The 26,600-nt window shown below is 42.9% G+C and carries 21 protein-coding genes; 2 read left to right on the top strand and 19 right to left on the bottom strand.

Annotation, left to right across the window (positions count from 1 at the left end):
- Positions 1–209: 209 nt before the first annotated feature.
- From EZE20_RS06400 to EZE20_RS24530, 3 genes are all read right to left on the bottom strand, one after another.
- Positions 210–1,841, bottom strand: a complete 1,632-nt coding sequence (locus EZE20_RS06400) for a T9SS type A sorting domain-containing protein (protein ID WP_132115685.1) — start codon at positions 1,839–1,841, stop codon at positions 210–212.
- Between the two features lie 406 nt (positions 1,842–2,247).
- Positions 2,248–3,876 (bottom strand): T9SS type A sorting domain-containing protein, encoded by a 1,629-nt coding sequence (locus EZE20_RS06395; protein ID WP_132115683.1) that lies wholly within the window; start codon positions 3,874–3,876, stop codon positions 2,248–2,250.
- 489 nt (positions 3,877–4,365) lie between these two features.
- Positions 4,366–4,494 (bottom strand): hypothetical protein, encoded by a 129-nt coding sequence (locus tag EZE20_RS24530; RefSeq protein ID WP_262709643.1) that lies wholly within the window; start codon positions 4,492–4,494, stop codon positions 4,366–4,368.
- Positions 4,495–5,036: 542 nt separating this feature from the next.
- Between EZE20_RS24530 and EZE20_RS06390 the strand changes: the two genes are divergently transcribed.
- Positions 5,037–7,295, top strand: coding sequence for an SdrD B-like domain-containing protein (locus tag EZE20_RS06390; protein ID WP_207104699.1), 2,259 nt, complete (start codon positions 5,037–5,039; stop codon positions 7,293–7,295).
- 34 nt (positions 7,296–7,329) lie between these two features.
- Here the strand turns inward: EZE20_RS06390 and EZE20_RS06385 are convergent, their stop codons facing one another.
- From EZE20_RS06385 to EZE20_RS06375, 3 genes are all read right to left on the bottom strand, one after another.
- A complete protein-coding gene (locus EZE20_RS06385; protein ID WP_132115679.1) occupies positions 7,330–8,751 on the bottom strand; it encodes a replication initiation protein in 1,422 nt (473 codons plus the stop codon).
- 655 nt (positions 8,752–9,406) lie between these two features.
- On the bottom strand, positions 9,407–10,327 hold the full coding sequence (locus EZE20_RS06380) for a ParB N-terminal domain-containing protein (protein ID WP_132115677.1): 921 nt from the start codon (positions 10,325–10,327) through the stop codon (positions 9,407–9,409).
- Positions 10,328–10,341: 14 nt separating this feature from the next.
- The gene (locus EZE20_RS06375; protein ID WP_132115675.1) at positions 10,342–11,289 is read right to left on the bottom strand and encodes a ParA family protein; all 948 of its coding nucleotides are present in this window, start codon (positions 11,287–11,289) and stop codon (positions 10,342–10,344) included.
- 780 nt (positions 11,290–12,069) lie between these two features.
- Here EZE20_RS06375 and EZE20_RS06370 point away from each other — a divergent pair.
- Entirely contained in the window at positions 12,070–15,102 is a 3,033-nt protein-coding gene (locus tag EZE20_RS06370; protein WP_132115673.1) for a WD40/YVTN/BNR-like repeat-containing protein, read from the top strand.
- Between the two features lie 478 nt (positions 15,103–15,580).
- On the opposite strand, the gene EZE20_RS06365 is transcribed toward EZE20_RS06370, so the two are convergent.
- From EZE20_RS06365 to bla, 13 genes are all read right to left on the bottom strand, one after another.
- Positions 15,581–16,084 carry an SRPBCC family protein gene (locus EZE20_RS06365; protein WP_132115671.1) on the bottom strand — a complete coding sequence of 168 codons (504 nt, stop codon included), beginning with the start codon at positions 16,082–16,084 and terminating at the stop codon, positions 15,581–15,583.
- Position 16,085: 1 nt separating this feature from the next.
- Entirely contained in the window at positions 16,086–16,403 is a 318-nt protein-coding gene (locus EZE20_RS06360; RefSeq protein WP_132115669.1) for an ArsR/SmtB family transcription factor, read from the bottom strand.
- Complete coding sequence (locus EZE20_RS06355; RefSeq protein WP_132115667.1) at positions 16,400–16,960, bottom strand: dihydrofolate reductase family protein; 561 nt, start codon at positions 16,958–16,960, stop codon at positions 16,400–16,402. Before EZE20_RS06355 ends, EZE20_RS06360 begins: the two co-directional genes overlap by 4 nt.
- A gap of 168 nt (positions 16,961–17,128) precedes the next feature.
- Entirely contained in the window at positions 17,129–17,707 is a 579-nt protein-coding gene (gene nudK, locus EZE20_RS06350) for a GDP-mannose pyrophosphatase NudK (RefSeq protein ID WP_132115665.1), read from the bottom strand.
- A gap of 71 nt (positions 17,708–17,778) precedes the next feature.
- A complete protein-coding gene (locus EZE20_RS06345; protein WP_132115663.1) occupies positions 17,779–19,068 on the bottom strand; it encodes a hypothetical protein in 1,290 nt (429 codons plus the stop codon).
- 50 nt (positions 19,069–19,118) lie between these two features.
- Positions 19,119–19,427, bottom strand: a complete 309-nt coding sequence (locus tag EZE20_RS06340) for a winged helix-turn-helix domain-containing protein (RefSeq protein ID WP_132115661.1) — start codon at positions 19,425–19,427, stop codon at positions 19,119–19,121.
- A complete protein-coding gene (locus EZE20_RS06335) occupies positions 19,424–20,038 on the bottom strand; it encodes a hypothetical protein (RefSeq protein WP_132115659.1) in 615 nt (204 codons plus the stop codon). Before EZE20_RS06335 ends, EZE20_RS06340 begins: the two co-directional genes overlap by 4 nt.
- A gap of 162 nt (positions 20,039–20,200) precedes the next feature.
- On the bottom strand, positions 20,201–20,590 hold the full coding sequence (locus tag EZE20_RS06330) for a hypothetical protein (RefSeq protein WP_132115657.1): 390 nt from the start codon (positions 20,588–20,590) through the stop codon (positions 20,201–20,203).
- A 447-nt stretch (positions 20,591–21,037) separates the two neighbouring features.
- Entirely contained in the window at positions 21,038–22,084 is a 1,047-nt protein-coding gene (locus EZE20_RS06325) for a glycoside hydrolase family 43 protein (RefSeq protein ID WP_132115655.1), read from the bottom strand.
- Positions 22,085–22,215: 131 nt separating this feature from the next.
- A complete protein-coding gene (locus EZE20_RS06320) occupies positions 22,216–24,189 on the bottom strand; it encodes a sialate O-acetylesterase (protein WP_228713591.1) in 1,974 nt (657 codons plus the stop codon).
- 278 nt (positions 24,190–24,467) lie between these two features.
- Positions 24,468–25,478, bottom strand: coding sequence for a chemotaxis protein CheB (locus tag EZE20_RS06315; protein WP_132115653.1), 1,011 nt, complete (start codon positions 25,476–25,478; stop codon positions 24,468–24,470).
- Between the two features lie 9 nt (positions 25,479–25,487).
- Positions 25,488–25,742: a T9SS type A sorting domain-containing protein gene (locus EZE20_RS24615; protein ID WP_132115717.1), complete on the bottom strand. Its 255-nt coding sequence runs from the start codon at positions 25,740–25,742 to the stop codon at positions 25,488–25,490.
- 76 nt (positions 25,743–25,818) lie between these two features.
- A complete protein-coding gene (gene bla / locus EZE20_RS06305) occupies positions 25,819–26,559 on the bottom strand; it encodes a subclass B1 metallo-beta-lactamase (protein ID WP_132115651.1) in 741 nt (246 codons plus the stop codon).
- Positions 26,560–26,600: the final 41 nt, after the last annotated feature.

Here is a 26,600-nt window from a genome sequence, read left to right as displayed (position 1 = left end):
TGAAGAATCAAATAATTTTAACAACTTAATATATCTTTCCTTATTAAGTCCGGTTGCAGAACGCCATTGACGCTCATTTTTTAGATCATTTATCGATATTTTCATGTGCCAAATTTAAGACTATTTTCCCATTGCAACAAGTCTATTGATGGAAACAAAAAAACCCGGCGCTCTTTGCCGGGGTTTTGATACTCCATTTATTATGCTTTTTATTTTTTCATAACCTTTTCCGTAAACCTTCCGCCGTCTATTGTCTGAACATCAATAAAATACAACCCTGCCGGAAGCGTCGCCAGCGAAAGTCCGTAAGCCGGATTCAGATTCACATTCATGGGCTGACCGGCGGCATTCAGAACCTGTACTTTTTGTATATCTGTCCCTGCCGGCATGCGGATCGACAGATCATTTTCGACCGGATTAGGATAGACCATAAAGGCATTTTCACCCAAAAATCGCACGGCAATAATGCGCGATTCTTCGTTGCCGCCATCCAGATCCAGCTGACGAAGTCGGTAGTAATTGATGCCCATTTTAGGTGCCAAATCTTCAAAATCATAACTTTTCGTACTTTTTGAATCACCGCTTCCCGCCACATAGCCGATGCGTTCCCAGCTTTTTGAATTCGTGGAGCGCATGATTTCAAAACCTTTGTTCGCGGTTTCTTCCGACGTACTCCATTGCACCAATATAGACTTGGGCCCGCTGCCGCCCGTAAAGTCCAGCAGTTTGACCGGGAACGGACTGGGATTGTAAATAAACGGGACCGAAAAAGTACACGTTCCATTGCCGACGAGTGCATATAATGTTGTGGCGGTGCTGTTGGGAGTAAATGTATTGGTGCCTGTAAACGTACCAGCCAAAGTAGTACCTGCTTCGTCTGTATAGATATCGTCTACAAAATAATTATTCCCATCTCCATAGGCAAAAATCGGATTAGGATGTGTCACGGAGCTGGAAATTTGAAGACCAAAATTGGTGATTCCACTAAAAACTGATGCTTTCAGCACACCAACATTTGAAAATGTACCCGAATTATTATTTTTGAACATACTTCCCGTCGTTTGGATAAGCCCGTTGTTTGTGAGGCTCCCAGACTGAACATTAACAAAACCACTACCAAGATCAATTTGCCCGCAATCTTCGTTGGTAATAGAGTATGTCGAATTTTCTAACAAAATAGAGCCACTATCATTGATTCGCATTATACCGCTATTGATTACAGTCATGTCAGTTCCTCCAAAATTGAACAAACTAGCTCTTGTTGTTGATTCAAACAACCCTCTATTGGTTAATGAACCATTAGTACCGTTTAGACTGAGCATAGTACTTCCAATGACACCACTTGATAGCCTAATTATACCCGTACTATTATTAATGATCGAATTGTTTGAAGAGGGGAATAGGAAAGCAAAAAACGGACCAATTTCGCTAGTCATTGTCCCATTGTTAATTATCTGGCTATCTCCAAAAAGAAATATCGCTACACCGATGGCTGCATTCTCAACAAAAAGATTCCCATTATTTATTAAGGTACCACTTTGCAAAGCTATTGCGTAACCGGCAACAAGGTCGCCAGTTAATATTAAGGAACCAGTCTCCCCAATTGTCAAAATCCCATTTAACGAAATATACCGTAAAGTAGCCAGAGTATTAAGAGTTGGCTGATTGGTTGGTGCTGCCGGGATAATAATCGCATAGTCGGATGTTGGTACGCCCACTGGATCCCAGTTGTTGGCATCATTCCAGTCGGTACTTACAACTCCTGTCCAGCTTTTAAGGGGGGTTTGTGCCTGTGTTTTTAAAGAGACTAAGAATAGAAATAGGTAGAAAATTTTTTTCATATAATTTTAACAGCTAAATGGTGATAAAAATACAGTTTAGGGCATTGGCTGCATGCCGCCTACATCTGAGGTTGAGCCTATTTTGAGCGTTAGCTGTCCGACCAGCCCATAGGTAATGAGCCTGGGTTTTTGGTATTTACTTTTTTCCATATTGTACTAGTTGTTTTGGTTGAACTTGATTAGTCGAAAATACCCTACAACCTCCTTTTCATACTTGTCCTATTGTTCCATCTTTTGCTCTATTGTTCCATTTTGAGGTTTTTTAAAGAAATCTCCCAGTTGTGTCCATTTTTTTATAATAAATTACTAGTTACATGTACTTGAAGGGACATTTGACAGAATGGCCGGAAACAAAAAAACCTCGGCGCTCTTTGCCGAGGTTTTGATACTCCAATTGTTGGACTTTTTACTTTTTCATCACCTTCTCCGTAAACCGTCCGCCGTCCTTCGTTTGTACTTCAACAAAATACAACCCTGCCGGAAGCGTCGCCAGCGAAAGTCCGTAAGCCGGATTCAGATTCACATTCATGGGCTGACCGGCGGCATTCAGAACCTGTACTTTTTGTATATCTGTCCCTGCCGGCATGCGGATCGACAGATCATTTTCGACCGGATTAGGATAGACCATAAAGGCATTTTCACCCAAAAATCGTACGGCAATAATGCGCGATTCTTCGTTGCCGCCATCCAGATCCAGCTGACGAAGTCGGTAGTAATTGATGCCCAGATTAGGTGCAAAATCTTCAAAATCATAGCGCTTCGTACTTTTTGAATCACCGCTTCCCACTACAAAACCAATGCGTTCCCAGCTTTTTGAATCAGCTGAGCGCATGATTTCAAAACCTTTGTTGGCGGTTTCTTCCGATGTGCTCCATCGCAGCAAAATAGAGGTTGGCCCGCTGCCGCCCGTAAATTCCAGCAGTTTGACCGGAAATGGGCTGGGATTATAGGTAAACGGGACTATATAAGTACATGTGCCATCCCCAACCCGCGTGTATAGAGTTGTGGCAGTACTAGTTGGGTTAAAATTATTGAGGCCGTCAAATGTACCAGCCGGAATCGTGGCTGCTTCGTCTGTGTATATATCGTCCACCGAATAATTATTCCCATCTCCGTAAGCAAATATCGGATTGGGATAAGTTACGGAGCTGGCAATTTGAAGACCAAAATTGGTAATTCCGGTAAAACTTGATGCTTTGAGTACTCCTACGTTTGAAAACGTACCCGAATTGGACATACTACCCGTTGTTTGGATCAGGCCGTTGTTTGTGATACTCCCTGCACTAACAGAAACATTGACAGTACCAAAATCAACTTGTCCGCAGGCTTCATTAGTGAATGATTGGGTAGCATTATTTAAAGTTACTGTTAGGTTTGATCCAGCAGCTCTCATAGTTCCACTGTTAACCACTTGAAAGTTAGCTGCGCTAAACTCCACTAAGCCAAAGGTACTTGCGTTGGTATTAGATACTTCCCCCCGATTGGTAAACGTTCCACTTCCTAATCCTCGAAGAAAATAGCTGGGCCCATGATGTATTAGTATTCCTCCCGTATTATTTAAAAGCCTTTCATAATTTGTTACGTCATTCGAGAAAACGAACATCCTTTCATAGCTATTAATAATTGATCCATTATTGATAATTTTCCCTGGTTCCCAAATTATTATATCTGAATTTACTGCGGGTCCAGTGGCCGCATTTTCTATTCTAATTGTTCCATTATTGATCAAAGTTCCGTATATAGCCATGTTCAATAAATCACCGGGATTTCCATTATTTATGAGTGTTCCCGTTGATGCAATTGTCAAGGTTCCGTTCACGTACATACCACGAATAGTTGCCGCTGAGCTAAGCGTGGGTTGATTGGTGGCTACATCGATCACTATTGAATTTACCGAGGTAGGTACTCCCGCAGGATTCCAGTTGCCGGGTGTATCCCAGTTTGTGTCTACGGCTCCTGTCCAGTTTTTGTATTGTGCCTGTACCTGTATTGAGAAACTCAGGAATAGAATAATAGTAGTGTAAAGAAATTTCATAGATGTTTCATTTTGAGTAAATAATTATACTTAGGGCATCGGCTGCATGCCGCCCACATCTGAGGTAGAACCGATTTTTAGGGTTAGCTGCCCAACCCGTCCGTAGGTAATTAATTTGGGTTTTTGGTAGTTACTTTTTTTCGTTGAGTATTGTGTGTTTTAGATGAATTGATAGCGCCAAAAATACAGTACAATTTCCTATTGTTACTTGCCGTATTGTTCCATCTCTTGCTCTATTGTTCCATTTTGACAGTTTTTTTATTAGAAAATTTCCTATTTGTGTCCAATCCATTTTTTTAAACTACTAGTTACACGTTATTAGGAAACCTTTACGACAGGCTTAAAATCACAAAAAAAATCCCGACCTGGTAGGCCGGGATTTACTGATTTAAACAGATTTTTGTTTGAATGCTGCTCCTATACTCTCTGAGGTTTAGTTATGGTACGGGCAACAGGAGTATAATGTAGTAAAGCAGATGTAGAGTTAAATTAGCTATGCAACTCCAATTCATGGAGTGAGTCATTTTTGGTAGTTTCGCTGCAAATGCCGCCGTAAAAGTAAAGTTCCGGTTTAGTGTACCTTCGTTTGCCCGAAGGAAGTGAAGAATCGTTTTTCATACGTACTGGTTTTTCGTGTGTATAGTGAGTTATTTACAAAAATAACATAGGAAATTTTCCAATTCCTAATCCAATTGGCCTAACTTTTGCTAATGTGCTGAATTTTATCATTAAGGACAATTTATAATCAATAAAGTTATATATTCTTTCGGTTGATCCTTTTTGCTCGGTCTACTTTTTAATTGGTGAGTAAGTTTTGGGAACATTTTAACAACTTTTTTTAGTTTGTTTATCTCTTTTTATATATGTACTGCCAAAGATTTTGTTTTACTGAAGTGCGTAGTATGGTTATCCGACAAACTAAAAACTAGTCAGTAGGCATCCTCAAACTACATAATATAGTTACATATTTGGTAGTTTTGTGCGATATTGACTCATCGGATTTTAACTGGGCTAGATATTCAAAGTTAGCGTATTACAATTTGTATAGAGTATTTTTTTATACCTAATGTCTGTAAATAAGGATTATGTAAATAAGTTACTATTTTTATAGTCAAATTTTAAATATGCTGAAAAAGTTACTTGTTATGAAGAAACCGCACATGCAACCTGTTAGAGCTATTAGCTTTTTTACACTCTTCCTGCTGCTTGGATTGAACACAGGATCTGCTCAGGTCCGTGGTTTGGTTTTTAGGGATTTTAATGGCAATGGCTCCCGCGACAGTGCATCCATCGGTTACGAGCCTGGGTTTGGCGGCTTAGAGGTCTTTGCATATAGCGGCATGACATCCGTGTCCACCGTAACGGATTCGAGCGGATACTTTTCATTCCCTGATTCTGGCCTAACATCTGCTGGCTACCCGCTTCGCATTCAATTTGGATCACTCCCCTCCTACCTATACGCAGGGTCTGCGGGTGGTTCGGGTACATCGGTTCAGTTTGTGACGGCTGGCCCCGGAGTCATGGTGACCTACTCCGTACAGGATCCGGCTGAATATTGCTCACCTTCTCCACAAGTGATGACGAGTTGTTTTGTGGCCGGAAATCCAGATGCCGGCAGTCAGGCCGGGCAGCGGGAGGTTCTGATTGGCCTGGATTTTAATGCCATGGACTCTCCTCCTCATACCACATTAGCTTTGGCCGAGGAGATGGGTTCGGTGTGGGGGCTAATATTTCAGCGATCGGAAAAGAAAATTTTTTCCGCTGCATTTATGAAAAGGCATGTGGGTTTTGGGCCGGGCGGGCCCGGGGCTATTTACGTGACCCAACTTTCGCAGGATCTTCAAAGCCCGGTTTCCACAGATCTTTTCTTTGATTTTGGATTATCTGCCGGCCCTGACCCGCACGACGCGGATCTACCTAATTCTTCATTATTCGCTAGCCGCGACAATGGCGCTTATGATGCCGTTGGAAAAGTCGGTCTGGGGGGTTTGACCCTTTCTACCGACGAACAGATTCTATATACTATCAATTTACATAATCGCCGGTTGTACCAAATCACCCTGGCTACAAAAGATACGATTAGCTATGCCGTGCCCGATCCGGGTTGCAACCTGGGCCCTTTCCGGCCATTTGCCGTTAAATACTACCGGAATAAAGTATACGTCGGTGGAGTTTGTACGAATGAAGAGGCCGTACTTCCCACGGATACTACCGGATTTGCGGCTGCGGTGTTCGTCTTTCAAAATGGCGTCTTCACTCCTGTCCTAAACTTCCCTTTGACCTATAAAAAGCAAGCATCGAGCTCTGATTTTGAGGGAGTTGCCCGCGCTGAATATTGGCGTCCCTGGACATCAATTTACCGAGCTGACCGTGAAACGGGGAGTGAAGACCGGGTGGTTATTTATCCCCAACCCTGGCTTACCGACATTACTTTTGATGTGGACGGTGCTATGATTCTGGGCATTCGGGACAGGTACGGTGATCAAATGGGTTATAAAAATTATAAGCCCTTTGATGAATCTTCCTTTGATTTGTATAGTGCAATTAGTCCAGGAGAAATATTGAAAGCCGGGCTGTGCACACCCGGACTATGGACCATCGAACAAAACGGAGCTGTGTGCGGGGGTACACCTTCTGCTTCTCAAACCGCGCAGGAAGGCCCCGGAGGCGGTAAATATTTTTATGGCGATCAGGTGGCGCAGGGCTTAAATCACGGGCTGAGTTCCATGGGCGGGCTAAGTCACTGGCCTGGAAGCGGAAAAGTAATCATGACGGCTATTGACCCTACCGACGAATTAAACACAGGAGGCCTCAAACGGCTCCTTACGCGCGACGGCGGGCCTGACAACGGCGGTGGGCCTGCCGGAGGTGCATTGCTTTACAGAGAAGGGGCTTTGTCGTATGGGAAGGCTAATGGACTGGGCGATGTAGAACTTCTATGCGAAGCGGCCCCTATTGAAATTGGAAACCGCGCCTGGTTTGATTCAAACCAAAATGGGTTGCAGGACTCTGGCGAGCCTTCAATTGCCGATCTGGAAATTCAACTATACCAGGGCTCAGAGCTGCTTGCTTCTGCTACTACCGACGAGAAAGGCGAATACTATTTCTCCACGGCGACAGGAGCCCAAACCACCTCCCGCCGAATGGGCCTGAACTTGCGGCCGGGAACAACCTACTCGCTCGTTATTCCGATGAATCAGTCGGCAACAGAAAATCTGAAAGCTAGTCCGGCGGACCTGCTGTCCAATGGTCGCGATATGATTGATAATGATTTTAATCAAACAGGTAGTCAGCTGGTTCTTACCTTCACCCTTGGAAAAGCCGGTGAAAATAATCATTCATTTGATGCCGGATTTGCGCTGCTTTGCGATTCGCCCATATGTATTCCATATAGTGTCCGCAAAATTCCTGCCCAGTGAATTAGACTTTAACTGTATATCACGGTACATTTTTTTACATACCGGCCAACTGCTCATCAAGCGTGTCAGTCATGGCCTTAAATTCGCTGTTGAGGGCCTGAAAATGCCGCGGATACTCCCCTGTTACAAAGTTCACGACAAATGCCTTAAAAGGGCTATTTAACAGGTTTTGTTCAAAGCTAAGCGACGCATCATAACGTGCAAACAGATTATTGCCGGCCTTTTCTACCAATTTGGTCTGCAAGCCGGGCTTGGTTTCGATCAGTCCGAGTGAAATTTCAAGTTGTTTATCAAACAAACTGACCTGTAATTGCTCCCGGTGCTGTTCCAGATTTTGAATGAGCTGAGTACGCTGCTTGTGCTGATCCTGTTTTCGGGTGGCTTGTTGCTGCGTTTTCTTTTGTACTTCAAAAGGATCCACCAAGTTTGGAACTGATACCATTGCCTGTAAAAAACCACCAACATTCCGGATCTTTTGTCCGTCTTCCAGGCAATGCAGGGTATATTGAATGCCTCTCCATATTTGATCCTGAGAAAACTCCCGAAACCATTTTTCGACCGTATGACTATCTACATGATCTTTCACTGCCTGATAGATTTCTTCAAATTCGTTGCCAGGCGAACTGCTGATTGTCGTATAGGGTACACTGACTTTGCCTTTTACTTTGGCAGCCTTGATATTAAAAAAACGAATACCGGACACTTTTTTACGACCTACCCCTTTTTTTCGTTCGTAGGTAGGTTCGTATTCAAATGTAATGTCGGCTTTTTCATTAATTTCCCGGTATGCGGGTTCCAGCACCCGCTGTTTGATGTGTTCCCAGGTTTTAAGCGTATCCTTCAAAACTTTTTTGAGCCTACCGTCAAATTCTTTGGCCCCGATCATTTCCCGAAACTCATCAAAGCCTACCGTTTTTGATCCTACGTATTCGTAAAGTTTCAACAGTTCGTAGGTTCGGATGACATAGGCCGAATCGATCTGCATCGTAATTTCCGGGTCATATTGCGTATACCGCTTTTTGAGTTGCAACAGGTAAGGACTCAGCTCCCCGTTGAACTTTAAGCTAATAAATCCATCCTCCTTGCCATAATCGCCCACATCCCGTGGACGATCCACCATTGACATCAGCGGATAGCTCTTCAACCGGTGGTCTCCCGCTTCATCAACGTAAGGAATATGAACCACCCGATTCAGCAACAGTTCTTCTGCCTTCCGTATTTCCTGGTACAGCTTGCCATTGGGCTTCTTGTCATATTCAGAAATGAAATCACGGATAAAAATATCAACCTGCTTAAAATCCGTATCATTTTGGCGGATTTCCTTCACCATTTTCTCAAACAACCGGATTTCCCAAAGCGTAAACCGATAACGTGCCTCAACTAGCTCATTGCTTTTCTTAATGAGCGTGATTGATGTGTATTTTTTCGCGTGTTGATTCTCTTTCTCGTCAGCCATAATGCACAGGTTTGAAAAACAGGAGCAATTTAAATAAAAACACTTAAAAGTAAAACTTGTGTTTTTATGTGAGGAATATGTGCGGCAATGATGTGGGATATGTGCTTGATACGAGAGGTATACGTGCGGCAATGATGTGGTATACGTGCGGCAATCGTGAGGTATATGTGCGGTATACGAGAGGAATACGTGTTTTATTTGCTTGTAACTTTATGAAAATCTGATAGTTATGCCTTCTAAAGAGTATAATAGATTATAATAAAAAAAGAATACAACAACTTGTTTGTTGTCTACTAAGATCAATAGGAGAATCGATTTTTCTGAGAAAAAAGGAAATACATTAGTAAAATGGGGAAAGTTGTGGAGAACTTCGAAAGTTTTGCCCCTTACAATGATTTGGAAAACGAAATACAAATAGGCATTTAAACACAAATTCCTCACACCTGAGCTCCCACTCTCTATTTTCTCCCTTTTTTCAGTCGCCTGAGGTCTCTGGGAGATTCATTTGGTACTTAAAGCGACTTGAATAAAAGCACATTTTCCTCCTGCCTGGAAAACAGAAGCAAAAAAGAATGGCTTCAATGCCTCAGGAAAGTAAAAATTAACGATTTCCCATCCCGACAAAGAAGCCATTTAAACACATTTTCCTCACGTGTCAAAGAAGTGATTTTAAGGTCTTTACCGAAGTAATCAGTTCATCACATACGCGGCTATCAGGATTCTCGCTCGAACGAAGCTCCCCTGCAAGGTGTTGGATTTTATCAAGTAGCGATGCTTTATCTACATTTGAATGCTCTTTATACCCCACCGTCTGATTAGCTTTTTGTGAAGGCTCCTCCCCTCGCGCCAATGCCTGAATATCTGATTTACGCATTTTAAGTTGTCCGCTCAACACAGCCTTTTTCTTGTCCGTAGGCAGTTTATCAAGCCCTTGTGCAAACTCTGCATCGCGCTTGATCGTCTTTTGACTGACGTTAAACTGAGCCGCCAAACGATCAGCGGTCGTTAGACCAGAGTCATAAGGGACAATTTGACCTTTATGATCCGAATCATCAGGTGCAGGAATTTCTGACCCATAAGGGACAATTTGACCCTTATGGGTAGTACGCTCATATTTACCTCGTTCGAGCTTTTGAGCATTATACTTTTTACCCCGCAAATAGGATATTTGTTCAGGAGTTAAATTTCTTCTCCCCAACTGATTATCAATCATATAGTCCTTCACTTCGGCCATTGAAGGGAAGGAAATTAAATTAATACGAAAGTCAAGTTGATGCGTGGAACAAATTCGGAAACGGTTGTGTCCATCAATCAAAATGTAATCACCCGTAGCCAGAGGTGCAGTTTCGAAAGTCGCCGACAGGGAAGTGGTAACCTCCCAAACGAGTAAGGCCTCCCGGCAGCCTTCTTTCAGAATGTTAGCTTCCAGCTGAGCAAATTCGTCGGCCTGCAACGGCGGAATCAGTTCTTCCAATTCGGGCAGCACTTTGATGCGCTTTCGAATATCTTCATGCCGCATCAGGCCCTGATCCTTTATCATCCTATTTTCACCCAAAAAACTCTGATATTTTTTCATGCTACATTTTTCAATTAATTTCTTTGGATAAGTTCATTGGCCAGTTTCATATAATCTTCGGCAGCGTTGGATTGTGGTGCATAGGTGAAAATATCTTGCTGGGCAATCTGAGATTCTTTGACAGCTACATTGTTGCGAATGTCCGTTTCAAAAATCCGAAAATCTGCCAGTGTTTGCTTAATGTATTCGATCATGTCGCGGTGTACTTTCAAACGTTTGTCAACCATCGTAAGCAACACCCCTTCCACTTTGAGTGTATAATTGATGCGGTCGCGAACCTGAAAGATTCGGTCAAAAAGATTGGAAACACCTTTCATCGCCGAAGCCTCCGGTTGCAGAGTAATCAGGCAGCTATCAGCTGCTACGAGGGCAGAGTTCGTAAAAATATTAAGTGCTGGCGGACAGTCGATCAGAATGTAATCATACCGATTCAGTAAAGGAGCAAGAGCATTTCGTAATTGATTGACGCCTCCCACGGCCTGCACAAGTTCCAGATCGGCGTATGCAAGTTCCAGATCACTAGGCGCAAGGTCGTAGTTTTCCCCGAGTGGGACGGTGATGAGCGGAGTATTTTTCAGCAAGGTATGCACCACCTGAGTGTCCGGTTCATCAATCCCAAGTGATTGCGAGAGATTTCCCTGCGAGTCCATATCAACCATCAACACCCGGTACTTTTTCAGCGCGAGTGCTTTGCCGAGATTAATGGTAGTGGTGGTTTTTCCGACGCCTCCTTTATGATTAATCACCGCAATGACACGGGCCTTGCGCACAAACCCATGGGCAAAACCATATTTACTGAGTACGGGTGTGAGAGCTGAGAGGTGTTTTTCATTCAGAATGCGGCGTCCGGCCAGCGCTTTTGAAAGCGTCGAAGAGGGAAGTCCAGCTTCTTTTTCCAGAATGGACAGGGAAAGTGCCGGATTTTGATTTAGAATCCCGACAACATCATCGTTGGTTAACATAGAGTGGCTTATTTGTCTAAATATTTAGACAAATAAGCCATAAAAAATTCTTTTTGTCAAGAAATTTAGACAAAAGCTTATTAAGTGGCTCACAATGTTAACACCTCCACTATTTATGTATTACAAAATCGGCTGAATGAATATCAAAATTTAAAGAATACCTTAAAAAGTTTAGGGATGAAAATTCTCTATAAACAGTGGGCAACCTCCTTGAGAAATACTTCAAAATTACTTTTGGTAAACAAACTGGCGGAAAAAATGTAAAACTGGGAGAGTAAAAAAGTGGAAGAGTTGATTCGCCAGATTTCAAGGAACTCATAAGTTTTGCCGAATTGAACGCCAAAGTTCACAATTTCCCCCTGGTGAGGTCTCGCTGAGAATTGCGTAGATTGTCAATCTGCCTTGACAAAATCGTATGGCGAAATGTAGGGCTTATATCAAACCTTCTTCTGCGGTAAAAAATGGATGATCGAAAATCATAGAGCGTGAGCTAATGTGCTTATTTTAAAGGGAATAGTTCAAATTTGATTTGTTCGAATTGCCTGAACTATACTATGCAATGTCACACCCTCAATGAAAAAGCCAATTTCGATTTAACACATCCTTACCTTCAATATCACTGAACCTTTTAAAGGTAGCATTTAAAATTTCTTGTTCCGAGCTTTAAGTGACTGCGGAAACAGCTCCATTGCCAAAGTATTGAATTAAAACAAGGTATAGATTGTAGCCCTTCTCGTATCTTGCGGTAGATTTTACAAGCACTACACCTAATTTAATAGTATGAAGTACATTTTACAACTCGCACTTTTTTTCTACGCAAATTTTATCCTTCAATCCCTTCATGCTCAGTCTTTCCACATTGAAGGACCAGAAATAATTTGTTATGGTACATCGGCTACTTTGACGGCGGCAGATTGTTTAGGCAAGGTACATTGGTGTACAGGTGATTCCACTGCCACAATTTCAATAAGCCCCAAATCCATGACGCAATATTCAGCTACCTGCACAGATACCGAGGGGCAGCTACTGGTAACGAATCATGCCGTGGGCGTTTTCCCAATACCTTCTTTCACTTCCAGTACTTCCGAGCTTTGTTCCAATAACAATGTAATTTTACGTACGAACTCCACAGATAATACACATACATTTATGTCCTGGAAGCGTGACGGTCAACCCATCGTTTCAGGTAATGGGGCATATTTTGCAGATCAATCAGGGACTTATACGGTTGAGGATGGCACTACACCCGGTGTTTGGGTTACTTATCCAGAAGTACCAGAAACCGGGGTTTTACGAAAATTTTCCTTCATCGATGATACGATTGGATGGGCTCTTACCGGAAAGCAGGAATTAGTTAAGACTACGCGAGGTGGTAAAAATTGGTTCAAGCCTACATATACGCTCAACATGACTCTCGCTGATAGTCTAGTAGATTTAGTCTTTACTGACGAAACAACGGGATGGACCTGTACGGGAAGTAAGATATTTAAAACCAGCGATTCGGGCGTCTCATGGACCATTCAATATGAAGATACCACAGTTTTTATAAACGATTTGTTTTTTTTAGACAATGAAAATGGATGGGCCGTAGGTAAATTCAATACAAATGGAAGTAGCCTCTATTTTGAAAGTGTATTACTAAGCACAACGAATGGCGGAGCAAGTTGGCAACGCATTGAGCCCCCTTCTAAATTTGTCATTTTTAATACGATACAATTCGTAACGCAATCCATTGGCTGGGGCATAAGTAATGAGTATGACTATTACACAGGCCAGGTTTTTGATGGAACTCTATATAAAACAACTGATGGGGGGAACACGTGGTATCCACAAATTAGAAATCTATTTTCCGGGCCACTTTCCTGTGTGCATTTTAAGGATATCAACAATGGTTGGTTAGCTGGTAGCTTTTTTATGGCATATACCAAGGACGGGGGCAATACCTGGACGTCCTCATTTCAAATAAATACTAGCCCCTTTGATCAATATATTGAATATCCAAAAGCTATAAATTTTGTGGGTGAAATAGGTTGGATTCTGGATCAAAATCGAGCCTATTATACAACAAATGGCGGCCAATCCTGGGTCGTAAGTGAGTATCAGTCTAGCTCTTTCTATCCCTCAAACGTTGCTTTTTTGCCATCAGGGAGAGTTATTGCAACAAACGAAACCGGAAATTCAGTCAAATTTTTGCCAAAAGCTCAATCCTGCATCTCATCCATTGTAATTGAGCCATCCCCGCAGCCGCCCCTTGTGCTCTCAAGCAATTCGCTCATGCAGGCCTTTTGCGAAGGCCAGATTATTACCCTTACCGGCAATCGGTGCGACGGTACTTTACGGTGGTCTACCGGAAGTACGGCGACATCCATCTCCGTAGCTGCCTCGTCCCATATGTCTGATTACTCTGTCTTTTGTACATCAGCAAACGGATGTACCAGCACAACACATGTGAAGCTCGGTGTTCTTCCAAAACCAATCCTTACTACTTCAATATCGGAACCCTGCAACCGTCCATCGTTGACTGCCACGGTGGAAAGTCAATGGCCGGTTCAGTGGAATTTACGCTGGAAAAGAAATGGCGAATTGATTAATGGTCAAAATAGCACCGAATTCATGGTCAAAAAATCAGGAACATATTCTGCAGAAGTAGAGCAAACCGGTGTATGGGGATCACAACAACCAGTTAAATTTAATGAATATGACCTATACCATGTGCAATTTATATCCAACGAAACTGGTTTTGCTGTGGGGATAACCAACCTGAATGAGCACATTCTGCTTTCTACTTTTGATGGAGGAGAAAATTGGTATCCACAGTTTCTTCCTTTATCCAATAAATATTTTACTATCCATAAATTCTACTTTGTTAATCAAACCCACGGGTGGATTATGGGTGAGCTAGTCACAGAACCCAATACAACGGATATTTTGCGCACCACAGATGGCGGTAAGAATTGGCAAACCACCAGGTTACCTACCAACTTTTTTACTTCACTATTTTTTATTGATCATTTAACGGGCTGGATAGGAGGGGATTATGGTAAGGTTTGGAAAACTGTTGATGGGGGAGTCACATGGACATCCCAGCACTCTACCCTTTACCAGGAAATTGTACAATCCATTCACTTTCAGGATGAATTACGGGGTTGGGCAGGTACCTCTGTTGGCAACATGCTTTCAACGGATGATGGAGGTGCATCCTGGACAAAGCTAAATAGTCCCAATGTTTCTAAATTTCAATCCCTGCAATTTACCAGCGCTAAGCATGGTTGGACCATAGCGAATGAGATTAACGGTCTCTTTCGCACCACTGATGGTGGTGCAAACTGGCAACGGATCATTTATGATAGTACAGGTCAACATTTAGCCCTCGATCTGGATTTTGTAAATGACAGCATTGGTTTCATTCGAAGCTATAATTTGTTATTCACCACAACCAACGGGGGCGCTACGTGGCGTCGAATGGCTATACCACTAAACCTTAATGATATGTCATTTACGGATGCTACACATGGCTGGCTGGTTGGATCCGGTATTCATACGTATCGGCCAGTGTTGTCTGCATGTATTTCTTCGGGTGTCGAAATATTTACATCAGAAATTGCTCCACTCAGAAGCATAAGCTCCGGCTATTGGGATATACCGGAGGTGTGGAGTTGTGGTACAATTCCTACCGCAATGGACGATGTACATATCAGCAGTGGTCATATCATTACTTTACCTCAGGATTTTTCGGCACAGGCAAAAAGTATAGACATTCAGGGAGAAATCGAGGCAGACCTAAACTCTGGAATTCAAATAGGAAAGCCATAAACAGGTAAACCAAGGGGATTGTCAAATTTAGTAAGGGCTTACATTCAGGTATTTGGCCTATTTTTAACTATACAGGTTGATTGCAATTTAGAATGATCTATACTTTTTTGTCCGCGTTTTTCCGGCATCCCGGTCGCTTAACCACTGCTGAGTGCCCTGAAACAGTTAGTATTTTATGCTTTCTGGATGATTCTCACTGGCTCACATTTCCAGATCTTTGGAAGTTTCAGTACTGAAATCAACATTTGAACGTACATTCCTGAGTGAATACATGCCTTTATTCCAGCTATTACTAAATGTCAATGATATACCGAGTTTCGCACAATTTGGGAACCGTAATTTGGAGGTATGATTTGTCAAAATTTTGTAGCTTGAATAAACAGTCTTTTACCTACCAAATGTATATTGTGTGTACGATTCTTATTAGGCTGGAGCATTCAGAATTTATTCCTCAAATTATATTTTCGCCAAAAAGTAATCAAGATTTCAGGAGAATAAAGAGCTCGTCCAGTCCTTCCAATGCGGCAGTTAATCCTTCTTTGAAACCCATTTGAATCGTCGATTCCAGTTGAGCCAGGTCGTTGTAGATAATCTGATTTTCTACCAATGTTTTCTCGTGCTTAGTTGTAAAAACGATCTTCCAGGACGACTGAGGCCATTCGTGGTTAATATTCGCCTGCTCGTCAGCAAAGGCATCAATTCCAATAAAGTACTCATGCAATTGAATGGTATGATAGCTAGTCAATCCCCAATGTACCTCTCCATCTGGACCTACCATAGCATAATGCCAATGCCCACCTTCTCTGAAATCCATCGACTTTGTACGAGCTTTCCAGGGTTTTGGTGCCCACCATTGATCGAGTAACTCACTCTTGGTGTAGGCATCCCACACCAAAGGAAGTTCCGCGGCAAATTCCCGCCGTACAGTAATGGTGTTGGTTTCTTTATTCACTAAAAATTCAAAAGCCAGGTTCTTTGCCATTTTATTGATTTTTTTTGAGTGTTTCCAATACCTTATCAAGTTCATTGAAGCGGCTTTCCCAAATCGTGCGGAATTGCTCTAACCAACCGTCAATTTCTTTCATTTTGTTGATTTCCAGCTCGTAGTATATTTCCCGTCCCTGATGTTTTGCCGTAATTAGCCTGCACTCAGTCAAAATTTTCAAGTGCCGGGAAACTGCCTGCCTGGTGGTGTCAAAATGTTCGGCCAGCGCATTTGGTGTCATTGCCTGAACAGCTATCAGCACCAGAATGGCGCGACGTGTAGGGTCGGCAATGGCTTGAAAAATGTCTCGTCTCATGTTGATTGATAAGTCAGTACTACAATGCCGCAGTCGAAGGATTGACTTGCCAGAAGCTTATAGGTTTGTTTGCCTGTGATTTCACTAAAAATAGGCATACCACGGCCCAAAATGGTTGGATTTATAAATAAATGCAATTCATCAATAAGTTGGTCTTTGAGTAAGGATGAAACGAATTTCCCTCCGCCATAAACAATCATATCCGCTCCTTCCAACTGTTTAAGGGCATTTATTTCGGTGGCCAGTTCCCCCGAATTAAGGGTAGTATTTTCCCAGGATGCTTCATAAAGGGATTTAGAAAAAACTATTTTCGGGGTTTCCACAAATTTTTTGGCACCTTCCACAAACTGCTCGCCAAGATATGCGGCAGTCCAGTAGGGAATAAATCCTTCGGCTAGGGCCCGTCCCAGCAATATTGTATCAACAGGCTCGGTTATCGCCGCTACGTATGCTTTCAGGTCATCAGACCAATTAAACAGTAGCCAATCCATCTCGCCAGCAGTGCCGGCAATGAAACCATCCATGGATATTTGTACCTGCAGTTTTAGCTTTCTCATGCATATCTGTTTTAACGTGCAAATGAATGGTTGCAAATTTAAATGCAACTAATTGGTTTCGCAAATTTTTAGTCTTTTTTTACATAAAAACCTCCGACTGCTCTGAAAGGGCCGGAGGTTTTAGGCAGAACTTTACTTCAACTGTGTTCTTTTCAATCAGATACTGACCTACATAAGTGAGTGAATTCTCAGGTATTGAAGCAGCATAATGGTTTTTGCGTCTTTGATTTCCCCGGTTTGGAGCATTTTCAACGCTTGTTCATAGTCAATTTCCAATACTTCAATATTTTCTTCCTCGTCCTGAAGACCACCACCTTCATTGACCTTCATTTCTTTGGAATACTCCGCGATGAAAAAGTATAGAATCTCAGTAACCGAACCGGGCGACATATACGCTTCAAAAACCTTACGAATATCCGAGATTTTATAGCCGGTTTCTTCCTGGGTTTCGCGGCGAATGCAGTCCTCCGGATTGTCTTTGTCGAGCAGTCCGGCGCAGGCTTCGATCATCATTCCATCATTATTCCCGTTCACAAAGGTCGGTAACCTAAATTGCCGGGTCAAAATTACCGTTCCCAATTGAGGATTGTAGAGTAGAATCGTGGCACCGTTCCCGCGGTCGTAAGCCTCTCTTGTTTGAACGTGCCGGCTGCCGTCTTTTTTGAAATACTCGTAGGTAATTTTTCGCAACACGTACCAGTTATCCGAAAGCACCTGAGTGTCTAAAATTTTCACATGATTAATCATAAGTAGGGTTATTTATTGACGTATGTAAGATCCTGTGAAGGTAGTTTTTTTTAGGCAAAAGGTTATTTTCCTTATTTAAAACCAAAGAGAAAAGGAAAAAGAAAGGTCACCACAAGGGTCCACAGGCAGTATATCGGTAAGTATTTGGCCATAATCTTTCCAACACTCGACAACCCGGCTTCCTTAAATAATACCTGATAGAGCTGAGTAGTTACCAGCAAAAGATGAATCAAAATCAGCACATTTCCCCCTAAAACCGCGGCCCGGTTTGGAGTTATGCCACCTTCTGAAATTCGGAAAAGAATGGCTGATAGCGCAATTCCATTGACGATAATCGTTACGACTGATAGTAGAAAAAGTACCCAAATTTCCGCCCGACTGTTGGAAGCTTTGCTGGTTTCGGCAATGGAAAAGAAAATGATGGCCATTACACCAATAAGCAGGGCGTTGAAAATGAGCAAAAACTCACGATCGTTGTAGGGGTCCTTGCCTGCATAAACTATGGCAACCAGATAAACAACAAGCATAATGAGTACCAACGGACTGAAAATTTTGGCAAGAACCGGCGATACTTTTCCAACAAGCTGTGGATTGGTCTGCGTGAGAAATGTACCTAAAATCGGCGCAGCCGGAAGCCCAAATGTAACGACATATTCGACATAAAATTCTTCAATTTTAAACCCAATCAGAGAAAAAAGGCCAATCGTAATAGCAGTCATTAAGCCGCCGGCAATCAGAATCAGCGTGGTCATAACCACCAAATCCCCGTTATATTTCAAATAACCCAGCCGTTTTTGTTCCTGATTTTTGAATTCCCCAATGAACGAAAACCCAAGAATTGACCATAAAAAGAGCAGCAGATGAATAGAAGAGAGCAGCAAGGTATCGCTTTGGGGCGAATTGGGAAAAAGGTTAATAAATACCAACGCAAAAAGCATTGCTCCTCCAATGAAGGCAATTTTTTGAATACTGAGCTTGTTTTTCCACCCAAAATAGGCCGTCAGTACCGGAAAGATTACAAAGCCAATATTTCTTGGGAAAAAATAATCCGGGTCTATTTGGAAGAAAACAGGAATTTTGGCGATGAGCCCGGCGACCAAAGAAGCAAGGAACACAAATAGTAATTCTTGACGGGTACCCCATTGAATTTCATCATGATCCTGAGTAAATCGCTCTTTCCAGAAATCAGCAAGGGGTTGACCCTTTACTTCTGGATATAGAGTTAAAAAGGCGCGTTTAAACGGTGTCTTATCGGACCGGTACAATTTTTCAAGTTGCGCAGGATTTGTCAATTGGCTGCGAATTTCGCTTGTGAGCGGCAGCAGCTCTGTTTCGGATGAGTCAGAGGTTCTTGTTTTCATTTTTTTGTTTGTTAAAGTACTTTGAAATGCAAAGTGAAAGGTTAAAAAAATTATTTGGCGTTTTTATTTTTCAAAATTAGCTGTTCAAGTACTGCAAGGTGCGCCTGAAATGCACGAAGGCCCAGGGCTGTGACTGTGTAATTAGTATTAGGTTTTCGGCCAATAAAGGATTTTTCAACCTGCACAAATCCCTCTTTTTCAAGCGCTTTCAGATGACTTGCCAGATTCCCATCAGTCACGTCCAGAAACTCTTTCAGCGAATTAAAATCAAGACTATCATTTACAGCCAAAGCCGACATGATTCCCAGTCGGATGCGGCTTTCAAATGCTTTGTTCAGACCGTCGATTGATACTTTCACCGTTCGTATTTAAAATGCATATACAGCCCATAAATAATATGAACTACTCCAAACCCAAAGGCCCACAAAAGCAGGCTGTATTCCAAAAAATAGACGCTCAGCAAACCCGATGCCATGTAAACGAAACCCATAATCCTGACTTCTCCATAGGTGAATTTGGCTGCATTGAACAGTGCAAGCCCATAAAAAATGAGCGATAACGGCATCATCAATCCGGTGGCACCTTTTAAAAACATGATAAGAATAAAAAAACCTCCCACCACCAGCGGAACGCCCATGTTTATCAGCATACGGCGTGAAGTGGCGTTCCAGGCCTTTTCACCCCGTTTGCGGGCAGTGTAGTAGGAAAAAAAGAGGGCAGTGCAAAGTGCTACAAAAAGTAGCCCGGTGGCTATTACGAAGATATTTGATGAGTTTCCTTTTACAGGCAACGAATACATCACTTCATCCGGGTTGAAGCCCAACATGATTTTGGCAACGTAGGCCGCCGCTAATGCATACAGTCCCACCAGAATTCCTGCCCAGCCCGACAATGACAAAAATTTGGAGGTACGTTCCATCATGGAGCGTATCTCAGCCAGATCCTCAATATAATCCCTTTCCTGTTTCATTTAAAAGTACTTTGAATTGCAAAGTTAAAAGCAGAATCTTAGGTTCCAAGTATATTGAACGTTATTTTTTGTAAATACCCATAAAAAAACAGGATAAGATTACGATTGTAGAGTCGTGGTCTTATCCTGCTACTTTCTGTACTAATCTAAAAGATTACCCCGCTACTCCTTCGGCTGCGGAATTCTTTTGGCAATAGCATCAAACATATTCAGCAAACTGCCTTTGAGCGTATCATCATCTACTTTTGTTAGATCCATTGTAACGTCATAGCCCTGAGCTGAGAATCCAAAACCTAACTTATCGCCGTCTTCAGTGATGTCGGTCAATACCGTTTTCGCTCCGCTTGTGTCGCCATCCAAACTCATTTCTCCACTCAGTTTTCCATCCGTCCGGACGAGATCTACCATCAATTTTGCATCTCCATTGGGAGTTTCTTTGATAAGTACTTCCCACTTACCAACAAAAAAATCAGTGGTTTGGGTAGTTTGTGAAAAGCCTTTTGATGCTAAACCCAGCACCAGAAAAAGTAAAAGCAGGCTATTTTTTTTCATGTATAAAATTGATTTGGTTAATTGGTTGCTTAGTTAATTTTATTACCCGGTTATGGATAATCTCTTGAATTTAATCTGATATAAATTCCAGACCAAAGGTACAGAATCTTGTTTTGATATTGTCTTTTTTTGTAGACAATAAATAGATTTTTTTATAAAAAAGTATAATTAATGAATATTATTAGATAAGAACCCACACGAAAATCCGTTATTTTCTATTTTCCGCCCATTTTTCATTAATTTCTTCAATGTCTATAAAAGGCAAATGAGGCTAGTCCGGTATTTAAACTTCAAAATTTAACAAATCCGGAAGAATTCCCTTTTTGATGGACGTTTTGCATGGTGGTATTCTCAAAAAAGGTAAACTTTCCACCGTGTCCTGAAATTCGCTGAAGCGAAACTGAACGGGAAAATTTACCTTCTCTAAAATTTTCAATCTGATAGTAATCAGGGAGTTATGGTTACAATCGAACCATCTTCACGGTAGGTCAATTCGCGGACTTTTACGTTGCGTAGGTGTGTTTTACCCGATACTTGTGCGTCATGATAAAACAGATACCATTTTCCTTTAAACTCCACGATAGAATGGTGCGTCGTCCAACCTTCCACTGGTTTTAGAATCGTGCCCTGATAGGTAAAAGGTCCGTAAGGAGACGTGCTCGTGGCATAAGCCAGAAAGTGTGTATCGCCCGTAGAATACGAAAAATAGTATTTTCCATTGTAGGTATGCATCCACGAACCTTCAAAGAACCGACGGTCGTGATCACCGGCCAACAACGGTTTTCCGTCCTTATCCAAAATCACCACATCTTTCACCGGCTCATCAAACGAAAGCATATCTTTACTCATTCGGACGACCTTTGCAGTCAGGGCGGGTTCATTGTCTTTGCCCAAATCAGTTTTCAAACTGGCATCGTAAGTGCCTGTATGCCAGCGTTGCAATTGCCCGCCCCATATCCCGCCAAAATACATATACGAATTTCCATCCGTATCTGTAAATACGGCCGGGTCAATGCTATAACTTCCCGCAATGGGTTCGGGTTGAGCCTTAAACGGACCCGTGGGAGAGGAGCTCGTGGCAACCCCGATTCGGAAAACGTCCTGTTTGTCTTTGACAGGAAAATATAGAAAGTACGTTCCGTTTTTGTAAGCCGCGTCAGGAGCCCACATTTGACGGCCCGCCCAGGGTACATCCTTAATATCCAAAGCCACGCCGTGATCGGTAACTTTCCCACCGATTTTTTTCATAGACAACACGTGGTAATCCTGCATATTGAAATGCCCTCCCTCATCATCCTGTGGCACATTTGCTTCAATGTCGTGAGAAGGATAAATATATATTTTACCCTTAAAAACATGCGCCGATGGGTCAGCAGTGTATATATGGGTGACAAGCGGTATTGGGTTGGAAGATGCATTTTGGCAGATACCCGCATGCAGGCCGACGCCAAGCAAAGCCAGAAAAATCAGAGCAATTTTTGTAGAAAACGTCATAGAGTTGATTGGATAGGTTAATTGAAAAAAGTTGTGCGAAAAAAGAAAAGTCCTAATTTTTAAATTTAAATACGGGTATTCTTTTCATACAAAGATCTAAAAAAAAGTAGTTAGGAATAATTTTCGCAGCATTACCTGGCTTGCAGGAAAAAGGGAGAGGCAGGTAGTCCTTCATAATTATACAAATTTGCACCCGCAGGATTGTCGGCCCACGCATAGCGTACGGATACCGGGTGGGGTACCTTTTCGCTCCAAACTACGACCTGATTTCCCTCAATACGGGCATTTGCCCACACATATTTTTTATCCGGGCCTGCCAGAGCAAAATGTTTCAGCGGCCTGCCATCTTTGGCCAGCAGGCCGCTTCCGATATGGGAAAAAGTGATTACCAACCGGTTTCCATCTTTGGTTGCGGTTTTTGCTATTGGACCTGAGTAAACAACCTCCGTATCGCCGTAGGCCACTTTTTCTGCTGCCAGCGCAAGCCTCGTCCCTACGGTCTGCTTGTTGAGCGGGTGAATGTCGTTCCATTCGCCGGCGTCGATGATGACCGCCATAGCGGTATTTGGAACCGATAGCGATTGGAGTTGTGCCTGTCGCAATTCGGCCCAGTTGCTCTCACTGGGTTTTTCCTGCACGGGCAGGTAGTTGGCCAGTTGAACATAAATAAAGGGAAAAACGCCGGAAACCGCACCCGTCTGCTGCCAATGCTTCCGCCAATCACCGATCAATGCAGATAGCAGCTTGCTATACTCGGCAGGACTGTCGGCATTTGATTCGCCCTGATACCAAAGTGCACCTTTTATGGTATAGTTGACCAGCGGCGCAATCATACCGTTAAACAATCCCAAAGGTTTGTACTGAAAGAACGTGGTTCCCGGCAGGGGAGGGGCGGTAGCGCCTACCTGGTAGCGCCACATACCTTTCAGATCCATAGGCTTACTATCTACTACCAATTCATAGGGTTTATCAGGAATGAAACCGCCTTTACCATTGGTACTAATCACCCGAATTACCAACGTATTTTTACCAGCTTTCAACAAATCTGCCGGAATTTGGTACCGTCGGGGTGGATATTGATAGCTGATGGAACCTATAAACCGGCCATTAACAAAAACCGAATCTGCATCCACAATTCTTCCTAAAAATAACTTCGCAGGTTTTTTTGCCCATTGTTTGGGTATATCTATTTCCCGTCGAAACCACACTACGCCATTGCCGGGAGCAACACCGGCATCTTCCCAAAAACCAGGCACCTGCATGACCGGCCAATCAGAGGCATCAAAGTTAGGATCTGTCCAGGATTTTTCGCCCTGCCAGCCTTTATCCTGTTTGTACAGTCGGGCATACCACGCGCGAATATCGCTTTGTTCCCTTTGTTGAATTCGTTTTATATATAGACTGTCTTTAAGGATTTCGGCTGTTGCCACATGTTCAGGAAATGCTTTCAAAGACTCCTGGCTAAGCCAGGCCTCGGCCGGTGAGCCGCCAACGCTGGCATTGATCAGACCAATGGGGATCTGGTACTTTTCGTAGAGATGTTTGGCAAAAAAATAAGCAACTGCCGAAAACTGCATCACAGATTGCGGATTTGCCGACTCCCAGCGGCCGGGTGGGAGATCCTGCATCGGGCCCTGAAAATTGTAGCGGGTGGGTAGAAAAAAATGCCGGATATTTGGATTTATAGCCGCGGCAATTTCCTCGCCGTAGCGTTCCTTGACACGCTCCATTGGGAGGGCCATGTTCGACTGCCCCGAACATACCCAAACATCTCCAACCAATATATTCTTGATAATCAGTTGGTTACTAGCAATAAAGCTCATTTGATACGGTCCGCCAGCAGGCTGAGCGGGTAATTGCAGCTTCCATTCACCCTGTGAATCAGCTTCGGTCCGGTAGGTTTTTCCCTGCCATAGTACTTGAACTTTCTCACTGGCTTCGGCCCAGCCCCACACGTTCACGGGCGTGTCACGTTGTAGTACCATGCCATCGCTTACCAGCCGTGGAAGTCGGATTTGACTGCTGCCGGTTTGGTACATTCCAAAGAAAATACTCAGAAAAAAGAATCGGAAGTAAAGGGTATTGCAGTTTTTTGCGCGTAGCATAGAAGGTCTACTAATTTATGTTCCAGGGCTAAAATAGTGGGTTGTGAATAGAAAAACCACTTCCCTGGACTGAATAAAAGGGATTTACAGAGTTTTATATTTCATGAAATACTATTTTCTAAATTAACAGAAATAAAGAAAATATGTTAGATAAAGATAAAATCTCACCTTACCCTCAGAGGCGTCATGCCAAGGGTTTGTCCATTTTTTAGAGAAAATGTCTTTACCGCTACCTCTAACTCTTAATAAATGATAAGTTAACTGTAGGATAATTTACTTTAAACAGTATCAGGGTTTTTGTTGTCGTACAAAAAGTCTAAGAGTAACTTCGACTTCGCACGCAGCTGTTGTGATTTTTGGGAGAAATCTTCGGCCAAACCCGGTTGTCCAGTAGTATGCGCCTGAGTTGCCGATTGCTCCATTAACATGATTCCCTCCTCAACACTACGCAGAGCAGACCAAACATTGATTTCGGTAACTTCCACAATGTCCGTCATGAGCGACTGAGCTGAGAACCCGTGTCCGGTATGACACCGATAGCGCATGCCGCAACCTTCCTTTATTCCCACCAAAGCTCCACCGCATTCGGGACAGGTATAGTCTGTTTTCTGACCCATTTCCCGGATACCCGAGTCGAACGCGTACCGCTGTGCGGCAATCTCTGTTTCAATGTGCAGCTGTTTTTTTTGTTGCTCGTTAAGCTCCGCGTGAGAATCGTTCGGTTGTTTATTGACAAGCCTGACGATCAGTGCACCGATTTCAGCGATTGGCAGGACATAATCAACCTCGAATGTATCGAGCACACTTTGAGGCATTTGCGGGTATAATGCTTCCTGAGGGCTTTGCGTTATGGTAATACCACCCATTTCACGGACTGACCATAATCCAGAAGTTCCGTCGCTTAGGCGACCGGTCAGTACTACGCCAATGACGCGCGGCCCATACTCAATTGCAGCTGATCGCATGAGAACATCAATTGAAGGTCTAAACCGATTTTCTTTGGGCCCTTTTTTTACCAGAATTTGCTCATCAAACAAAATCATGTGTCGGTCGGCAGGAGCGATGTAAATATGACCCGGCTGTAATTTTTGCCCATCCTTCGGATTCACAGCGGGTAATGAACCAGCAGCAGAAAGTATCGAAGGTAATTGGCTGTTTGCATCCGCAGCAAGGTGTTGAACAATGCATATAGATGCTTCAAAGTTTTTTGGGAAAGAGCTAACCAACTCTTTCAAGGCCATGACTCCGCCTGCCGAAGATCCAACCACCACAATGTTTTGTTTTTCCATGAATAGCATTCATACAAAATGCATACCCATCCCATGCTGATCCAATTCCTTAACTACCTTTTCAACAAACTTTCCGTCGGCACCTGTGATCATTTCTACAATATAGGCCCCTGCCGGCAGTTGCCCGATAACTATTGATTTTGATTCCCTTTGACTAATCAGGGCTTGACCCGAAGAATTTAATGAGCGAACTTCCCGGAAATCTACAGGTGCAGGTATCTGTATTTTTAATTCAACCTGTGTCGGATTTGGATAGGGGTACAGCTATTTTTTCACAGAGATTATAGCATAAAGTAAAAAATATTTCAAAAGGTTTATTGGATACAACCCTTTTGAAATTTCACTTAGGCTGTGCAAAGAGCGATACAGTATAGTCGAGCAAAGCGGTGTTTCCAACTTTTCCATGTCCCGGAATGACAACCTCTGCATCTGCATATTTATTTTTCAGGTTCGTTACCGTCTGTGACCAGGCGGCTAGGTTTGCATCTTCCAGATTACCTTTTCCCGCATTGACTTCTTTAATCAAACATCCACCAAACATTACTTTTTCACTGGGAAAATAGCCGATAACATTGTCACGAGTATGTCCCTCTCCCGGAAAATCAACCAATACTTTCTGGTTTCCAACGGTCAGTTCGAGGCTTGTATCAAAACTTTTTTGTGGAACCACATACTTCATTTTTTCGGCCAGATTTATCGTGCGTAACGACGCATAGGAAGGAATTCCCTGTCGATGAAATTCGGCCAAACCACCCAGACAATCAGTGTGAAAATGAGTAGGGATAATCGCCACCACCTTGCAGTGTAGTTGATCTTTAACCCAGGCAATGAGCTGTGCGGAAGTTGAATCGTCGCCGGGCGTATCATATATTACGGCTTGATTCTTATCATAAACGATCATGCCGTTGCAGCTGACTTTGCCAAAAGTCTGAGTTTGCAGATAGCTCGTATGAAGATAGACATGGTCTTTGAGCTTTTGAACGATCAGCCGCTCCGAGGAGAAACTTTGGTCAGTAACTTTGACAGATTGACATCCAAACAGAAGGAAGATGAATAGAACCGGTACAAATAAGATTTTCATAAAATTGGGTAAGAGACCTTTAATCCGCACGAATGTACAGT

This window comes from Arundinibacter roseus, assembly GCF_004348825.1.
Lineage (GTDB): Bacteria > Bacteroidota > Bacteroidia > Cytophagales > Spirosomataceae > Arundinibacter > Arundinibacter roseus.
Note: the sequence above shows the minus strand (reverse complement) of the source record. Positions and strands in the feature narration are given on the sequence as shown.

Excerpts from the sequence above, each read along its gene's own strand:
- EZE20_RS24530 (WP_262709643.1), bottom strand. The coding sequence starts at position 4,494 with ATGAAAAACGATTCTTCACTTCCTTCGGGCAAACGAAGGTACACTAAA.
- EZE20_RS06385 (WP_132115679.1), bottom strand. The coding sequence starts at position 8,751 with ATGGCTGACGAGAAAGAGAATCAACACGCGAAAAAATACACATCAATC.
- EZE20_RS06315 (WP_132115653.1), bottom strand. The coding sequence starts at position 25,478 with ATGGAAAAACAAAACATTGTGGTGGTTGGATCTTCGGCAGGCGGAGTC.
- EZE20_RS06330 (WP_132115657.1), bottom strand. The coding sequence starts at position 20,590 with ATGAAAAAAAATAGCCTGCTTTTACTTTTTCTGGTGCTGGGTTTAGCA.
- EZE20_RS06400 (WP_132115685.1), bottom strand. The coding sequence starts at position 1,841 with ATGAAAAAAATTTTCTACCTATTTCTATTCTTAGTCTCTTTAAAAACA.
- EZE20_RS06390 (WP_207104699.1), top strand. The coding sequence starts at position 5,037 with ATGCAACCTGTTAGAGCTATTAGCTTTTTTACACTCTTCCTGCTGCTT.
- EZE20_RS06370 (WP_132115673.1), top strand. The coding sequence starts at position 12,070 with ATGAAGTACATTTTACAACTCGCACTTTTTTTCTACGCAAATTTTATC.
- EZE20_RS06320 (WP_228713591.1), bottom strand. The coding sequence starts at position 24,189 with ATGCTACGCGCAAAAAACTGCAATACCCTTTACTTCCGATTCTTTTTT.
- EZE20_RS06335 (WP_132115659.1), bottom strand. The coding sequence starts at position 20,038 with ATGAAACAGGAAAGGGATTATATTGAGGATCTGGCTGAGATACGCTCC.
- EZE20_RS06365 (WP_132115671.1), bottom strand. The coding sequence starts at position 16,084 with ATGGCAAAGAACCTGGCTTTTGAATTTTTAGTGAATAAAGAAACCAAC.
- EZE20_RS06375 (WP_132115675.1), bottom strand. The coding sequence starts at position 11,289 with ATGTTAACCAACGATGATGTTGTCGGGATTCTAAATCAAAATCCGGCA.
- bla (WP_132115651.1), bottom strand. The coding sequence starts at position 26,559 with ATGAAAATCTTATTTGTACCGGTTCTATTCATCTTCCTTCTGTTTGGA.
- EZE20_RS06325 (WP_132115655.1), bottom strand. The coding sequence starts at position 22,084 with ATGACGTTTTCTACAAAAATTGCTCTGATTTTTCTGGCTTTGCTTGGC.
- EZE20_RS06395 (WP_132115683.1), bottom strand. The coding sequence starts at position 3,876 with ATGAAATTTCTTTACACTACTATTATTCTATTCCTGAGTTTCTCAATA.
- EZE20_RS06380 (WP_132115677.1), bottom strand. The coding sequence starts at position 10,327 with ATGAAAAAATATCAGAGTTTTTTGGGTGAAAATAGGATGATAAAGGAT.
- EZE20_RS06355 (WP_132115667.1), bottom strand. The coding sequence starts at position 16,960 with ATGAGAAAGCTAAAACTGCAGGTACAAATATCCATGGATGGTTTCATT.
- EZE20_RS06345 (WP_132115663.1), bottom strand. The coding sequence starts at position 19,068 with ATGAAAACAAGAACCTCTGACTCATCCGAAACAGAGCTGCTGCCGCTC.
- EZE20_RS06360 (WP_132115669.1), bottom strand. The coding sequence starts at position 16,403 with ATGAGACGAGACATTTTTCAAGCCATTGCCGACCCTACACGTCGCGCC.
- nudK (WP_132115665.1), bottom strand. The coding sequence starts at position 17,707 with ATGATTAATCATGTGAAAATTTTAGACACTCAGGTGCTTTCGGATAAC.